Annotated in this window: 14 protein-coding genes and 1 pseudogene; 8 read left to right on the top strand and 7 right to left on the bottom strand. The window is 60.9% G+C overall.

The features are described from left to right. Positions 1-42 precede the first annotated feature (42 nt). Positions 43-480, bottom strand: a complete 438-nt coding sequence (locus C486_RS06885; protein WP_241432471.1) for a hypothetical protein — start codon at positions 478-480, stop codon at positions 43-45. 481 nt (positions 481-961) lie between these two features. Between C486_RS06885 and C486_RS06880 the strand changes: the two genes are divergently transcribed. Continuing rightward, positions 962-1,672 carry a phosphoribosyltransferase family protein gene (locus tag C486_RS06880; protein WP_008454533.1) on the top strand — a complete coding sequence of 237 codons (711 nt, stop codon included), beginning with the start codon at positions 962-964 and terminating at the stop codon, positions 1,670-1,672. 191 nt (positions 1,673-1,863) lie between these two features. Continuing rightward, positions 1,864-2,310, top strand: coding sequence for a methylaspartate mutase subunit S (gene glmS / locus C486_RS06875; protein ID WP_008454531.1), 447 nt, complete (start codon positions 1,864-1,866; stop codon positions 2,308-2,310). Positions 2,311-2,390: 80 nt separating this feature from the next. On the opposite strand, the gene C486_RS06870 is transcribed toward glmS, so the two are convergent. The 3 genes from C486_RS06870 to C486_RS06860 all read right to left on the bottom strand — a co-directional run bounded on the left by C486_RS06870 (position 2,391) and on the right by C486_RS06860 (position 4,320). Continuing rightward, positions 2,391-2,825 (bottom strand): universal stress protein, encoded by a 435-nt coding sequence (locus C486_RS06870; RefSeq protein WP_008454529.1) that lies wholly within the window; start codon positions 2,823-2,825, stop codon positions 2,391-2,393. Positions 2,826-2,973: 148 nt separating this feature from the next. Further along, positions 2,974-3,564, bottom strand: a complete 591-nt coding sequence (locus C486_RS06865; RefSeq protein ID WP_008454527.1) for a 50S ribosomal protein L15e — start codon at positions 3,562-3,564, stop codon at positions 2,974-2,976. Between the two features lie 225 nt (positions 3,565-3,789). After that, entirely contained in the window at positions 3,790-4,320 is a 531-nt protein-coding gene (locus C486_RS06860) for a hypothetical protein (protein ID WP_008454526.1), read from the bottom strand. 118 nt (positions 4,321-4,438) lie between these two features. Between C486_RS06860 and C486_RS06855 the strand changes: the two genes are divergently transcribed. The 3 genes from C486_RS06855 (at position 4,439) to C486_RS06845 (ending at position 7,752) form a co-directional block, all read left to right on the top strand. Next, positions 4,439-5,320 carry a helix-turn-helix transcriptional regulator gene (locus C486_RS06855; protein ID WP_008454524.1) on the top strand — a complete coding sequence of 294 codons (882 nt, stop codon included), beginning with the start codon at positions 4,439-4,441 and terminating at the stop codon, positions 5,318-5,320. A gap of 179 nt (positions 5,321-5,499) precedes the next feature. Next, complete coding sequence (locus C486_RS06850) at positions 5,500-6,639, top strand: ABC transporter substrate-binding protein (protein WP_008454523.1); 1,140 nt, start codon at positions 5,500-5,502, stop codon at positions 6,637-6,639. 6 nt (positions 6,640-6,645) lie between these two features. After that, positions 6,646-7,752 carry a FecCD family ABC transporter permease gene (locus C486_RS06845; RefSeq protein WP_008454521.1) on the top strand — a complete coding sequence of 369 codons (1,107 nt, stop codon included), beginning with the start codon at positions 6,646-6,648 and terminating at the stop codon, positions 7,750-7,752. Positions 7,753-8,052: 300 nt separating this feature from the next. Here C486_RS06845 and C486_RS21635 read toward each other — a convergent pair whose 3' ends face one another. After that, the gene (locus C486_RS21635; protein WP_008454519.1) at positions 8,053-8,202 is read right to left on the bottom strand and encodes a hypothetical protein; all 150 of its coding nucleotides are present in this window, start codon (positions 8,200-8,202) and stop codon (positions 8,053-8,055) included. A 168-nt stretch (positions 8,203-8,370) separates the two neighbouring features. Between C486_RS21635 and C486_RS06840 the strand changes: the two genes are divergently transcribed. The 3 genes and pseudogenes from C486_RS06840 to C486_RS22780 all read left to right on the top strand — a co-directional run bounded on the left by C486_RS06840 (position 8,371) and on the right by C486_RS22780 (position 12,326). Continuing rightward, the gene (locus tag C486_RS06840; RefSeq protein WP_008454518.1) at positions 8,371-9,573 is read left to right on the top strand and encodes an MFS transporter; all 1,203 of its coding nucleotides are present in this window, start codon (positions 8,371-8,373) and stop codon (positions 9,571-9,573) included. A gap of 18 nt (positions 9,574-9,591) precedes the next feature. Next, positions 9,592-10,818 (top strand): HAD-IIA family hydrolase, encoded by a 1,227-nt coding sequence (locus tag C486_RS20095; protein ID WP_083866010.1) that lies wholly within the window; start codon positions 9,592-9,594, stop codon positions 10,816-10,818. Between the two features lie 30 nt (positions 10,819-10,848). Next, positions 10,849-12,326: pseudogene (locus C486_RS22780) on the top strand (transposase). 437 nt (positions 12,327-12,763) lie between these two features. Here the strand turns inward: C486_RS22780 and C486_RS06825 are convergent. Continuing rightward, on the bottom strand, positions 12,764-13,672 hold the full coding sequence (locus tag C486_RS06825) for a serine/threonine-protein kinase RIO2 (protein WP_008454514.1): 909 nt from the start codon (positions 13,670-13,672) through the stop codon (positions 12,764-12,766). Positions 13,673-13,803: 131 nt separating this feature from the next. Continuing rightward, positions 13,804-14,190, bottom strand: a complete 387-nt coding sequence (locus tag C486_RS22230) for a GNAT family N-acetyltransferase (protein WP_008454513.1) — start codon at positions 14,188-14,190, stop codon at positions 13,804-13,806. Positions 14,191-14,657: the final 467 nt, after the last annotated feature.

The raw sequence follows: 14,657 nt of genomic DNA, 5'->3' as shown, positions 1-14,657 counted from the left end.
TGCGACGGTGCCCGTGGCGTTCGTGAGTCGAGTGACGTCCGATTAGTCACAGTTGGGTACGATTTCTCGATACGTCATTTCCCGTTTGTCTCCGTAATAGAGATCGATCTTGCGTGAGACACTCGGGTGCGGTGGACATTCCGGTTCGGCAGGGATCGAGACGACGCCGTTTGCTCCGTCGTCGGTCCGGTACTCAATGGTACGGACTTCGTCAGGGATCGGATCAGAGGTAAACGAGTGACTCTTCGTCACTTCCCACGTGTCTTCGTAGATTACCGTTCCGTTTTCTGCTCTAGCTGTGAATTCAAACGTAGTCGTTTCGTTCTCGTAGTGAGAGTTGATAATCGTGATTCGTGCTTTGTTCTCGTATTTGGACTCTTCGTCACGAAGCACGTCTAAACAGCCACCGGTCACAATGGACACAGCCACCAGTATTGTCCCAAAGAACTCGCGCCGATGGTTTAGTTGGATTTCAGTCATCGAATAGTAGTTAACACCCACACACGTCTCCAAGAACTCATTGCTAGTGGTGTTTTCTATCCATGATGTGCGTATTGAAACGGGCGGTCGAATAGGCTGAGTTCTCAACCGGTATGGTCAATCAGAGCACTTCATCGACCCGTATTTCGAACGTCTCTCGCTCAGTGTCGTCCTTGCCTCGAGTGTGGTGGAACCGCTGCTACGCTTTGAATCACTCCGAGTTCACCGAGATACTAAACGACGGCCGACGACGAACGCCGCGCTCGAACCGGGCCTGCTCGAGGACGAGACGGAATGCGGTCGCGTCCGGAACGGGTGGCTCGGAGGACAACCTCCATAATCGGAAACCGTGTCGTGGCCGCTACAGCGGGGACGCGGCCGGATCCCGTCGACCCGCAACCGTCGCCCCACACGGGCGTGGCTATCTCGAACGTCCCTGCCGATCGAAACCCCCATACTTGCAGGATCGTGCATACTACCTATGAACAGAGCCGAGAAGGCAGCCCTGCAGTTGCGGGCTGTCGACGTGCTGCGGATGTTGAAGGAGACGCGGACCTACGACGAACTCGCCGAGACGACGGGGCTTCCGGCGGGCGATCTTAATCGGTACGTCAACGGGCACGTCCTCCCGGGGACCGAGCGCGCACGCGAGGTCGTCGAGGATCTCGGCCGGGAGGCGCTCGCCGAGGAACTCGCCGCCCGCATCCGCGTCGACGACGAGGGGTACGTCGACAATAGCGCGACCGTCTTCGATCAGCCGTTCCTCGATCTGGCCGCGCCGGTCGTTGCCAACGGGTTCGACTTCGAACGGCCCGATGTGGTCCTCACCGCCGCGACCGACGGCATCACGCTCGCGGCCGCGCTCGCGAGCTACTACGGTGTCCGCTGTGCCTACGCGAAAAAGAGCAAGGAAACCGCCGTCGAGGAGTTCATCGAAGCCCGCCAGCGCCTGCAGTCCGGCATCGAACTCACCTACTATCTGCCCGCCTCGGCCATCGACCCGGGTGAATCGGTGCTCGTCGTCGACGATCTCATTCGATCGGGCGAAACCCAGGAACTCCTATTGGACATCGTTCGGACCGCCGACGCCGATGTCGCCGGCGTCTTCGCGCTCATCGCGGCCGGCGAGGACGGCATCCGACGCGCCCGCGAACGCACCGACGCATCGGTCGGCGCGCTGACGACCGTCTGACCACCTGCCTCGAGTCGCACTCAGTGGTCGACGATCGGGCAGGAATGCTCCGAGCGGAGATACGAACGCCTTCTCGATGTGAGAAACAGTGAGCGATACTATGTCGTCGCCGGCGGAGAACCGTACGAATGGCCACACCATTATTAATCATTAAGTTTATTGCGGTCCCCGAAGTGTGTGGTGGTACGTACATGACGCAGACAGTCATCCTCGGCGTGATCGGGTCCGACGCTCACGTCGTCGGGATTACCATCCTGGAACAGGCGCTGGAGGCAGCCGGATTCGACGTCGTCAACCTGGGAGTCCAGAGTTCCCAGGAGGAGTTCGTCGAAGCCGCATCCGCCAACGACGCCGAGGCTGTACTCGTCTCCTCGCTCTACGGCCACGCCAAGCAGGACTGTGAGGGCTTCCATCGTCGGATCGCCGAGGCCGACCTCGACGTGACGACCTATATCGGCGGCAACCTCGCCGTCGGACAGGACGACTTCGAGGAAACGCGCGCGTTCTTCCGCGAGATGGGATTCGATCGGGTCTTCGACTCCGAGACCGATCCCGAGGAGGCCATCGACGCGCTGATGGCTGATCTCGACATGCGCTCGACCGAGAGCGAGCGGGAACACCAAGCCGTTTCGGCCTGACCCGATCGGCCGGCTTCGTTTGACACGCTGTCGGTCCGTGGTCGCCGTGTTCGGCCTACAGCCGCCGTACCAGGGTCCCGCTAGCGAACGATCGTCACCGGCACCGGCGACCGCCGGGCGACCGTTTCCGCGACGCTCCCGAGGAGAATCCGACTCGCGCCCGTCCGGCCGTGACTGCCGACGACGATGTGATCGACCTCGTGTTCGGCAGCGTAGTCGACGATCGACCGCGAGACGCCGCCGATGACGTGCTCCGTCTCGAGGTCGATGCCGTGCTCGGCCGCCTGCTCGCGCGCCCCGTCGAGAACGTCCTCGGCCCGATCCTGATGGTGACCTTCGATTTCGTCGTAGTTCGCCACCGCGGTCCCCTCGACGCCGCTGACCGCGTAGAAATCGCCCGGGTCGAGGACGTAGAGCGCGGTGATCGTCGCGTCCGGATACTCCGTACAGGCGAACTCGAGTGCTTCCGTCGACTGCGTCGAGTCGTCGACCGCGACGAGAACGTGCTTTGCCATGTCTCCCGATACGTCGGCCCCCGAAATAAGTCCACCTCTGAGTCCCACTGACCGGTGAAGTCTATCAGACTCGAGCGGCCGGCAGCGCGTCCGCTCTCGAGTGGCGTCGCGAAAAAGTCGGCGTGAAATCGGCTGCGGTGACGACGCGTTACTTCGCGCCGCCCTGGCCGCCCGAATTGGACGGTCGGACCTTCTCAGCGCCCTTGCCGCGGTTGTTGAGACCACGGTTGGCCTTGCCGGCGTTGGTGAGGCCGCGGAACGCGCGGTTCGTGTGATCGTCGTCGCAGATCCAGCTGAGATCGTCGTCGTTCTCGATCGCGGGGTGGTTCGGATCGACGAGGATCGCTTCGAACCACTTCTGGGACCCGTCTTCACCGACCCAGTAGCTGTTGAGCACCCGCATGTTGGGGTACTTCCGGGAGACGCGCTCCTCGCCGATGCGCTGGATGTTCTTGCGCCGCCCGATGCGGTTGACACCCTGGCGCTTCGAGCGCCGACCGGCCGTGAACCGCTCCTTCCGGGCGGTCCCTTTGCGGACCGAAACCCGAACGACGACGATGCCCTGTTTGGCCTTGTAGCCGAGTTCGCGTGCTTTGTCGAGACGCGTCGGGCGATCGATCCGTTCGATCGCACCCTGGTCGCGCCACTCCTGTTTGCGCTGCCACTGCAGCTCCCCGAGCTTGCCGTCGTCGGGGTCCTTCCATGCGTCCTTGATGTGGGAATAGAAGCTTTCTGCCATCTGTATTCACCGCGGGCGTTTCGTGGTTCAATCCCGACCGGAGCGTGTGCCCCGCGGATCACATCCCGACCTGTGACCGACCGTCGGACAGGTGCCCGCTGATGCCCGCGAACCAGCGAGTCTACTCACACTTCCCAACTCTCGAGTATAAGGGCTTCGAACTCCGAGAACAGCCATGCCAGCGAGTCACGTGACGTTCGACCGTGCGCGCTGGTGACCGCCGCGTCACCGTATCGCGGCGAAATCGCGCACGCCGCGTGGCGTGATCCCGTTGACCGTCGCGAAGACGGCACCCAACACCAGTCCGTAGACGAGGTGGCCGAGGCCGAACACGAGCGCGCTGACCAGCTCCCCGGTGGTTCCCGAGATCGGGAGGAACGGGACCGGGAGCGCCGCCACGTCGGCTCGCTCCATCGCAAGCGGGAACAGAACGCCGCCGGCGAAGAGTCCGAGGACCGACCCGAATGCGAGTCCCATGACGACGTAATCGCTGAAGTCGTCGACTAGTTGCTGAACTGCTGCTCTCGAGGAGATGGCGGCGAACAGGAGTCCGAACGCGATACTCAACATGAGGTGGATCGTCCAACCGACGCCGACCGCCGTGCCGGGATCGGTCGCGAGGCCGCCGAGGAGCTCGATCTGGTTGCCCCCGAAGTGGAGGACAAGCCCCATCGCGATGCCGGCAATGAGCCCGCCGGTAACGCCGCCGCCCCAGACACCGACGCCGTCGAGGCTGTGCGTATTGTCACCACTCATGCAACGGAGTACGAACGCAAGGGGGATTAATTCCACCATCCGTCGGTCGCCGCGACAGTCTCCGGGGAAGAACGACAATCTTTAGGCCAGCCTAAATAATTCGATACCAGGGGCGACGATGAGTGAGCATCAACTGCCGGCAACGACGACACGGGAGAGTGGTGGATCGACGGCCGAGGCCATCGAGGGGGCAGCGTTTCTCGCGCGGTCACAACACAGGGTCCGCGTCCTCGGACTCCTCGCGGACGGACCGCACACGCGCGAAGAACTCCTTACCGGAACCGACGTCACGCGAGTGACGCTCAGCCGGACGCTCGGCGATCTGGCCGACCGGCGCTGGATCGACCGCTGCCACGACGACGGACGCTACGCGATCACGGACACAGGGGCGGCGGTGTACGACGATTTCCGTCGCCTCCTCGAGACGGTCACCGTCGGGCAACGGTATCCCGACGTGATCGACGCGCTTCCGACGGACTGGTTCGATTTCGAACTCAGATGCCTCGCCGACAGTGATGTCGTCGCGACCGACGGGACTGACCCGCTCGCCGGGATGCGGGTCGTGGCGAACGCGGTCGGCCGTGCGACGACCGTCCGCGCCATCGTCAGTTCGTTCACCACGCTGCCGATGTACGCCCACGCCGAATCCCTCCACGCTGGGGATGCACCTGACGCGACAGTCGTCTTCGATCGTGGCGCGACCGATGTCAGCCTCAAGAACCCGGACCTCGTTGACCGATGGCAGATGATCGAGGCCGCGACGGAGCGACCGGTCTACTACAGCGCCGACCAACGGTTCCCGTGTAACGTCGATCTCATCGACGACGAGACGGTCTTCCTCTCGGTCAGCAACGGGGCGACCGGCGGCTTCCACGTCGTCAGGAGTACGCATCCCGCGGTCGTCGATTGGGCGCGGGAACTGGTCGCCGAGAAACGGGCGGAGTCGATCCCGCTTGCGCGACGACAGTCCGAAACCGAACCCGTGGGGCCGCACACGTAGCAGTTCGTCCGACTGCAGTCGCTCTTTCGATCGCCTTGTATCGGCTTCGGCATGGGGAGACGATCGGCCATGTTCGTCCGCACAGCAAGCGCGTCCGTTACGACCCGCGTTACGCGTAACACGGCGTGTAACGGAGAACGTGCGGAATCACTAATGTGGTCTTAGGCGTGCCTAAAAGTATGCCCGGGAGACGAACGGTACTCGCCAGCGGTGCGAGTCTCGTTGCGGCGACCGTCGCAGGGTGTACAGGGGATCCAACCGCCGATGACGACTCGGGATCGGATACCGAGTCGTATACCGTGACCGTCGAACCGAACTTTCGCCATACGTTCGACTCGGTGCCGGAATCGTACACCGCGATTCCGAGCGTCTGGCTCGATATCGGAATGGCGTTCGGAATCGAGCCCACCGCCGTCGCGAGCTTCGACCGGGCTCCGTTGAAGTACTACGAGTTGCTACCTGACGTCTCCCTCGACACGGACGCGGTCACGCTGCTCGCGGGCGGCGCGGAAGAGGGCTACGACAAGGAGAACTTCTACGCCGCGGACGCCGACGTCAACCTCATCGACCCGCGGGCGCTGAAGTTCTACGCCGACTGGAGCGACGACGACATCGCGGAGATCGAATCGGCGACCGGCCCGTTCCTCGGGACGACGATCCGGTTCCAGTCCGATGCCCTGACCGACGGCAAGGAGCCGCCCTACGATCTCTACGGTGCGTTCGAGCAGGCCGCACGGATCTTCCAGCGGCAGGCTCAGTTCGACGCGTGGCAGTCGTTCTACGACGACTTCATCGAGGGGATCCGATCGGAACTGCCACCCGAAGACGAGCGCCCGTCGGTCGCCGCGATCTGGCGCGGCGTCAATCCCGAGTCCGGGCAGTTCCGCATCGCCGAGATCGACGCGATGGCGAACAACACCCGGACGTACCGCGAACTCGGCCTTCGGGACGCCTTCCAGGGACGGATTCCCGACGGTCCCATCGGCTACGAGGAACTCCTCGATGTCGACCCCGACTACATCGGTGCCGTCGGTGGACTCACGTCGCTGACACACGAGGAGTTCGTCTCAACGGCCGTCGAACCGTTCGAGAACGATCCGAACGGCCAGCAGTTGACCGCCGTTCAGAACGGGAACCTGGTCCGCACCGGTGGGCAGTATATGGGCCCGATCGTCGATCTCTATTCGACCGAGGCCCTTGCAAAGCAAGTCTTCCCCGACCGGTTCGGTGCGTGGCCAGGCGCGGTCGCCGACGTGCCCGAGGCGGAACGACTCTTCGACCGTGAGGAACTCGCGGCCATCATCAACGGGGAGTTCTGACGGCTGATGGCGGGCTCATCGGCGACTCACGACACCGACCGCTCGAGCGCCGCGTGGATCGATTCTAGACTGGTCTCGGTGATCCTCGGAAGCCTCGGCGTCCTCCTTGCCGCCACGCTCTTGCAAGTGAGCTTCGGCGCGTATCCGCTGACGTTAGGCGAGGCGTGGCGAACCGTGTTCGACCCACAGGTCGTCTTCCACCTCGGCGTCTGGCGAGCGTTTCTCCTCGGCGGGGACATCCCCGATTGGCTCACGACCCGTCAACTCATCGTCTGGAACATCCGTCTCCCGCGGATCCTCGTGGGGATTCTCGTCGGTTCGAATCTCGCGATTTCGGGCGCGATCTTCCAGATCGTGACCCGAAACGAACTCGCGAGCCCCTATATCCTGGGAATCAGCGATGGAGCCGGACTCGTCGTCCTGCTGACGCTGACGGCCTTCTCGGGGCTTATGCCGTGGCTCCCGGTGCTGGCGGCCGCAGGCGGAGCCGGGGCCTTCCTCATCGTGTACGTCATCGCGTGGAAAAACGGCACCAGTCCGGTCCGGCTCGTCCTCGCCGGCGTCATCGTGGGGACCGTATTCGGCTCCGTCCAGCGCGCCCTGTTCTTCTTTATCGACGATCTCGGGATCGCGATGGCGGCCCAGACGTGGCTCTCGGGATCGCTGCTGGGAACCGACTGGGAGCAGGTGCGGATCGCGCTCCCGTTTACGATACTCGCGCTCGTGTTGGCCCTCGCGGTCACCCGCCAGCTCGATATCCTCCTGCTGGGGGAGAAGACCGCCAAATCGCTTGGCATGTCGGTCGAACGGGTCCGCTTTCTCGTCGCCGGCATCGCGATCCTGGCGACGGCCGCCGCAATCGCCGTCGCCGGCCTCGTCAGCTTCGTCGGCTTGATCGTCCCGCACATGGTCCGAAACATCGTCGGCGGCGACACCAAACGACTCCTCGTCGGCTGCCTGTTCGTCGGTCCCGCCCTGCTCGTCGGTGCGGACGTGGGTGCGCGCCTCGCATTGAATCCAGTCCAGTTGCCGGTTGGAATCATCACCGGTCTCCTCGGCGGCCCCTACTTCCTCTACCTGATGCGCAAACAGGAACACATCGGCGAGATCTAGGGGCTCGAGCGAGCGCTGTCCCGTCGTTCGCGTCCCCACCGCACAGTCCTATCGGTTCTCGAGGTCCCGTCCGTGCCGGATAGACTCCTCACGAGTACCGCATCAGTCCGTTCTCCACATCGCTTTCGTCGGTACTGGGTGTCCTACCGCCAGTGGCAGCACGTAACCTGTGCAGTAGTTGAGAGTGGTCGTCTCAATGCACATTGCATGAGCTATCTGACGACCACTGGGCAAGTGGTCGTCAGATAATCGTGAGGGGCACCGATCTGTGTCGCGATTGCTTGGCGCGGACTCCGCCGGTTACGACGGCGTCGGCAAATCCTGTTGGAGACTCTCGTACCGGACTGGATCGAGCATCGTGACGTACGTTGCTCCCTTGTCGGCGACGATCCAGTGATCTTTGCTATCGGTACTCGCGAACGGGTCGTGCTGGAAGAGCGTTTGGGCCACGCCTTCGAACGCCTCATCATCGGTCGAGGATGCATTAGTACAGATGAGCCACTCACGTGAGCGACCGCAGCAAAAGGTCGGGACGCAGTTCTACCTACCGGCTGATTCAGTAGAGAGGGTGTCGAACCATTAGGATTTCAACAGCGCCACTCGAGGGTAACTGTGCAGATGATGACAGGCTCGCTCAGGCGGCGCTATTACTTGTATTCTCTTACCGAAACCCAGGGACTCATTGCTCCAGTCTGGGTTCTATTGCTCCAGGCCCGAGGGCTTTCATACACTGACATAGGATTTCTCGGAGCCGTCTATTGGGCAGTCCTCGTTCTCGCTGAGATTCCAACCGGATACATCGGCGACCGTCTGGGCCGGCGACAAAGTCTACTCATGGCTGCGGTTGTGACGGCAGTGGGTATTGGCGGGCTTGCTTTTGCTCAGACACTGGTACCTCTCGCGTTCGGGCTTGCGATCTGGGCAGTTGGGATTACGTTTCGGTCCGGGACAGCCGACGCGTGGCTCTATGATGCACTCGCGCAGTCCGGTGCGTCGGACACCTACACCCACGTCCGCGGTCGGGGCCAAGCACTCAAGTTAGCTGCCACTGCGGTAACGGCCGTCATCGGTGGCGTCCTCTATAGTCGACTGATCAGTGCTCCATTCGTACTCACTGCTGGGTTGTTAGCGGTCAACGCGGCCATCGTTTTTTCGTTTCCGGCGGTTTCGGACGATTCAAGCCGATCACAGTCGGAATCGTGGCGCTTTTCGACAACACGGAGGGATTTGAAGCACCTCTTGGACCAGCCTGGGGTGCGAAGTTTCATTGGATACACGATTCTGCTCTTTGGCCTCGTTGAGGTTGCTAAGACGTTCGTCCAGCCGATCGTTGTTGGTAATCAAGTCGGGCTTCCCGTCGCCGCGGTCGGGGGACTGTATGCGAGTTTCAATATCGTCGCTGCCGGGGCGAGCGCTACCGCTAGCGGGATTGAGCGCACTGTTGGACGTCATGGCTGGTTCCTCGTGGCCCCGTTTCTGCTGGCTGGGAGCTTCATACTACTGCCGGTGGCGCCAGCTCTTGCAGTCCCGTCGTTCATTGGAATGGAGGCCATCTGGCAGGTTAGCCGGACGTTTCAGTACAGTATTGTCAATGAGCGGACCCCGGACCGCCGACGAGCGACTATTCTGAGTGTCGTCTCACTGGGAGGCGGCGTCTCTGCAATCACCTTCCGGGCCATCGGTGGTGTGTTAGCGGACATGAGTGGTCCACTCCTGATGCTCGCCGTGCTCGCGCTCGTTTTTATGTTGGGCGCCGGTGCGTTACTGGCAGTTACCCCAAGCGTCGTATTCAGGACCGCAGAGACAAACATAAGTGAATGATACTATCACATGGTTATAATGATCGCTGACCGATTCGAAACGTTTCTATTCGACCTCGATGGCGTAATCTATCTTGGGGATGAAGCGCTCCCGCATGCCGTTGACGGTGTAAATCGGCTCTACGAACAGGAAAAGCAAATCCGGTTTCTCACGAACGATCCACGACCGACGCGGGAGGCAGTCGCGTCACGTCTTCGTGAACTCGGAATTAGGGCGGGTAAGGAAGAGATAGTAACGGCAGCTTGGGCGGCTTCAGCTCACCTTCGTCGTAAAGAGGTCGCCACGGCGGCGGCAGTTGGAAGTGAAGGGCTGCGGACAGAGCTCCGTCAGCAGGGAATCACAGTCACAAATGAATCTCCGGATGCAGTCGTTGTTGGAGCTGATGAACAAACAACGTATGCAGACATCAGACGAGCAACGAGGCATATCGATCAGGGGGCACAATTCATCGGGACGAATCCGGACGGTGCGTTTCCGACCCCCGACGGTCCCGCACCTGGTGCGGGAGCCATCGTTCGCGCGGTCGAAACAGCGACAGGGACCTCGCCTACCATCGTCGGCAAACCCGAGCCCCTGATGTTTGAGGTGGCTCTCGAAGGAACCTCCGTTGATCAAGATGCAGTCGTCATCGGTGATAATCCAGCAACGGATATCCTCGGCGCACACCGCGCGGGTCTCACAGGAGTTCTCGTCGCAGATGAAGCACCAGTCGCAGCCTCGGCCCGGGACTTTACTCATCCCGATGCCGTGATTCGATCACTTGCGGGGTTGTTCTCACACACGGTGACTCCCTGGGATAATCCCCAGTACTCTTGGCCGGAGGATATCCGACCGGGGGTAGGTGCGGTCGTCTTGAACGGGTCTGATGAAGTATTGCTGTTGAAGCGGGCCGACAGAGGACAATGGGCACTCCCGACGGGGACGGTTGAACGAGGTGAAGCGGTTTCGGAGGCAATTTCGCGAGAGGTGCGAGAAGAGACAGGTCTTCAAATCACGGTCGACCGACTAACGGGGGTGTACTCCCACCCGAAGCAGCAGGTGTTCTCGTATCCGTCCGGAGAGACGGTCCATTTCGTGACGAACTGTTTTTCATGTAGCGTCGACGGCGGCACGCTTGAAGCAGATCAAGATGAGGCACTTGACGTCGGATTCTTCGACACGGACCGACTCCCGAGTGAAATACTACCGATGCACCCACGGTGGATCGCTGATGCAGTCGAGGACACTAACGTTACAATTGCATAGGTGTACTGTATTGGGCGGTTGGAGGAATACTTGAACGTCCCGTGGTCAGCCTTCTTTCGTGGCCCCACACGTGAGACCCGCCGCACCGCCTTCCGCCGGATCGCCCAGCTATCCGACATCGACTGGCCAACGTACGAGTATAGCCCGCTGTTCGATCGCTCACCTTCCCCACGCTGGAATCAGACGTTCGCCTCGTCGCGGAAACGTGGTGCCAACGCGACGAAACGAAGGCGTCGAATCATTCGTCCACGTACTGCTTGGATACGTCCGATTCGATGCCCACGACCGATACGCAGGCTCGAGGAGCGACGAGATGGAGAGGCTATTTCGGCTGTTCTTGCTGAAGGAACGCTATGACTGGGACCACGAGACTACCCTCGTTGAATACCTCACCCAGCACCCAGATCTCCGTGGTCGACGTGGCCTGGAGACAGTTCCAGACCAGTCGACACTCTGGCGTAGCTGGCACCACCGCTTCACGGCTGCTCTCCGTGGTGCTGTTGAACGGCAGCGCGAACCATCCTCATCAAAGCGCAGAACGCGGGTGTCACAGTGCCACGAGAACCAGAACGACAGAGCCGCAGTCGCGGTGGTGAGAATACGGAATCAAATCCCAATGACCAGACCGTATTAGAACAGGCAAAGACAGTCACTGAGCAAGTGGGTCGTGTCACCTTCCCAGCTCTCATTGGACCATGGCGAGGGCTGTGAGATCCACGAGAACGCCTACTGGGACCCCCAAACGTATCTTGGCCTCCGCGAGAACTTGGCTGCCAATGTGAGTACTCGGAGTTTCATTCACGAATCCAATCGGGAGCGGACACCGCTCGATCACGCCCATCGCGAGCATCCTCGAGATCTTTCAATCAAGCAATAGGAGTGGTGTACCGACAGTCTGTGAGCCGACTCCTGAACCGAGTAACGGAGACAGAGGTGTTCTTCCGGGCTGGCATTGTTGCCATCGATATTACTGAACCCGATCCGTTCACTGGCGACCGTGTGGCAACGAAGACGAGATCATCGGAATCAAAGAGAAGACCGACGAGCATGCGTACCAGTGGGCTCCGTCCAACTGGTCGGGAATGCTGTCCAATCGTGCTAGATACACGTCCGGTGCGGAAAGGAGACACACGAAAGGAGATTGTCGCGGACCTTGGACTCTGGAAAGACCCTCGTTCACGTCGCTAATGTGCTGATGGATCGGGAATTCGATAGCCAGCACATCCTGAATGTGCATGGTGAACCGAGGCAGTGGCCGTCTCACCGAGTAGGGGTAACCGGTTGGAGATCGAGAGCGGCTACAAGTCGATCAAGCGATTCATGGCCGCCACGACATCGAAGCACTTCGGCCTGCGGTTTTTCTACTTCGCGTTCGCGTGTCTGCTGTACTCGATTGGCGCGCAGTTGATTTGCTGGTACAGGTGGCGTTGACCGGTGAATACGAACACCCGCCAATTGTGACAGCCGACAACACGCTAACGCTGTTGAAGAAGAACAGGAACGGATAGTAACAGGACCTACCCCGTGTATCGCGGCGTCTGAGTGGCTATGCTGCCGGAAGTCACCGAAATTTGTGTATATAGTTGAAATTCTAACAAAGCTGACTGTCTGGAGCGGAATCCGAGCAGATTTCGACCACTGGATCGGCCGAAACCACGCATCACAGCCCCGCTATACCCGCTGTCGTCTCAACTTGGAAACTCACGTTTTGATATAGCGATAATTAGTTTATCCCATACGATCGACCGATTAGTCGGCCGAGATCAGAACAACGGCTGTGCCAAGCGAACCGCTCGCCGTAGAGTACTGACGCAGACGGTCTGCTGTACCGATTTCCCGGCGAGCCCACAGCGGGTCGTGGGTCGCCGGCACTGACTGACAGCGGCCCGGCTCACAACGCCTCCAAATCGAGACCCGAACTCTCGGCTCGAGCGGACCCGAGTCCTCACACGTGGCGCTCGAGCGAGTCGAACTCCTCGCTTTCGATGGTTCGGGCGAGATCGTCGCTCGCGAGGGTGTCGGGGACGTGCTGGGGGTACTTCCGCCGGAAGTAGCCCACGATGTTCGTCAGGTCACGGCGCAGGAACTCGGTGGCGTTCTCGTGGTCCGTCGGCACGGCCTGGGGCCAGTCGAAGATCGTCACTCCCTCCTCGTTGACGAAGACGTTGTACTCGCTCATGTCCGCGTGGACGTACCCGTCCGCGTACGCGCGTGCGATCTCGGAGACTAACAGTTCGAGGACCCCGAGCACCTGCTCGTCCTCGAGACGGGTCCGGGAAAGTTCGACACCGGTCATCTTCTCCATGACGATGGCATGGCGGTTCTGTCCAATCGGCTGGGGGACCGCGACGTCAGGATAGAGGTCCTCGAGGATGTCGTGCTCGCGTTCGGCGGCTTTCCGTGCGGTGTACATCCACGAGACGTGGTCGTTGTCCGAGGTGTAATCGCGCTCCTTGTGGACCTCCCGGAAGTTCGTATAGCCCTCGCGGTGGTACTTCAGCGCGAGCGGTTTGTAGGATTTGACTTCGTAGACGTCGCTTTCCTTCCCGACGCCCAGCGGGGAGCCGAACTCGGAGATCGTATCCTGCTCGACGAGCGCCCGCAAGGCGAGGACGTCGTACCCCTCGAACTGGAGGGTATACCCCTCGTACTGGATCGTCTTTTTCTCGACTAACCCGCGCTCGAGGCAACGCTCGAGTCGGTAGTCGACTTCCTCCTCGGTCAAGTTGGCGAACTTCGGGAGCTTCTCGCGTTGGACCCACTCGGAGAACCGCATCCCCTGTTCGACCCCCGAGAGGAGATAGAAGTCTTCCTCGTCGAGGTCCGGGAGCAACCCGGCGACGTTTCGCACCATGAGGGTGGGTAGCCGGCGGATACGTAAAAACGGCGTGACGAGCTATCACCAGACTGGCGACCACGGCGGACACGTGTCGTCCGTGCGACGCCGAGTCCGTCGTTTCCTAACTGTCCGACTGGAACGATATACTACATGTCGATATATGAATTACACCTCGGTGTGGCAGTCGCCGAGCCGTTGTCGGTTTCGGCACGTAACGATCCGGCTCGCTTCGATCGACTCAGAGTTCCAGCGTGTAAATACAGGTCGGATACGACTCGCCGCCGAGTTCGTCGCTGCTGGTGCCCGTTTTTTTCGAACCCCCGTACCTCGTAAAAGTGCGTGCCGATGTCGTTGTCGAACAGGACCTCGAGTCGAAGTCGTGTGATCCGTTCCGGAAGCGTCTCGAGTCCCTGCTCGAGGAGTGCGGTTCCCGTTCCTCGTCCCCAGCAGTCCGGATCGACATAAATCGCTTTCAACTCGGCGTCGTTCGTCTGCACGAACGGTTTCGTCACGGACGCCCCACCCCCCCCCATCTGAAATCCGCGAACCCTCGGACGATGTCGTCCGTCTCCACTGCGATCACGACCCCATCACGATCATCCCACAATCGTTCGACCCATCGATCGACGTCCTCATCGGTCGGGTCGACTGTCTGGGCCTGTAATACACGCTCCGGAAGCAGTCCCGCGTACGCTTCACGTCACGACAATCCGTGGGCTCTGATCAAGCCCCTGACCTCCGATCGAGATTCGAGGGTTCTAACATCCATGGCTCCGGTTACCATAACCAATCAAAATAACAGTTGCGTCGACCCAGCATACTGAACCAGCATCGCTGCTGGGTCGTACTCCACCGCGTTCCCGTCGTGTGCTCGGGGAGCAAGTGACCGTCAGTGGCTCCGCCAGTGATGTCCGGACGGAGACTCACGCGATGTCCATATTCGAGCCTGCGATCGGGATTCGTCGCAATCCCTAACTCATTCGCCACTCATCGACCGTGT

The sequence above is a fragment of the Natrinema gari JCM 14663 genome (assembly GCF_000337175.1).
Lineage (GTDB): Archaea > Halobacteriota > Halobacteria > Halobacteriales > Natrialbaceae > Natrinema > Natrinema gari.
This window is presented reverse-complemented; position numbering and strand designations above follow the sequence as displayed.

Coding starts and splice junctions, on each gene's coding strand:
- C486_RS06860 (WP_008454526.1), bottom strand. CDS start 4,320: ATGAGTGGTGACAATACGCACAGCCTCGACGGCGTCGGTGTCTGGGGC.
- C486_RS06825 (WP_008454514.1), bottom strand. CDS start 13,672: ATGGTGCGAAACGTCGCCGGGTTGCTCCCGGACCTCGACGAGGAAGAC.
- C486_RS06870 (WP_008454529.1), bottom strand. CDS start 2,825: ATGGCAAAGCACGTTCTCGTCGCGGTCGACGACTCGACGCAGTCGACG.
- C486_RS06845 (WP_008454521.1), top strand. CDS start 6,646: ATGGCGGGCTCATCGGCGACTCACGACACCGACCGCTCGAGCGCCGCG.
- C486_RS06865 (WP_008454527.1), bottom strand. CDS start 3,564: ATGGCAGAAAGCTTCTATTCCCACATCAAGGACGCATGGAAGGACCCC.
- C486_RS22230 (WP_008454513.1), bottom strand. CDS start 14,190: ATGGGGGGGGGTGGGGCGTCCGTGACGAAACCGTTCGTGCAGACGAAC.
- C486_RS06885 (WP_241432471.1), bottom strand. CDS start 480: ATGACTGAAATCCAACTAAACCATCGGCGCGAGTTCTTTGGGACAATA.
- C486_RS20095 (WP_083866010.1), top strand. CDS start 9,592: ATGATCGCTGACCGATTCGAAACGTTTCTATTCGACCTCGATGGCGTA.
- C486_RS06850 (WP_008454523.1), top strand. CDS start 5,500: ATGCCCGGGAGACGAACGGTACTCGCCAGCGGTGCGAGTCTCGTTGCG.
- C486_RS06855 (WP_008454524.1), top strand. CDS start 4,439: ATGAGTGAGCATCAACTGCCGGCAACGACGACACGGGAGAGTGGTGGA.
- C486_RS06840 (WP_008454518.1), top strand. CDS start 8,371: ATGATGACAGGCTCGCTCAGGCGGCGCTATTACTTGTATTCTCTTACC.
- C486_RS06880 (WP_008454533.1), top strand. CDS start 962: ATGAACAGAGCCGAGAAGGCAGCCCTGCAGTTGCGGGCTGTCGACGTG.
- glmS (WP_008454531.1), top strand. CDS start 1,864: ATGACGCAGACAGTCATCCTCGGCGTGATCGGGTCCGACGCTCACGTC.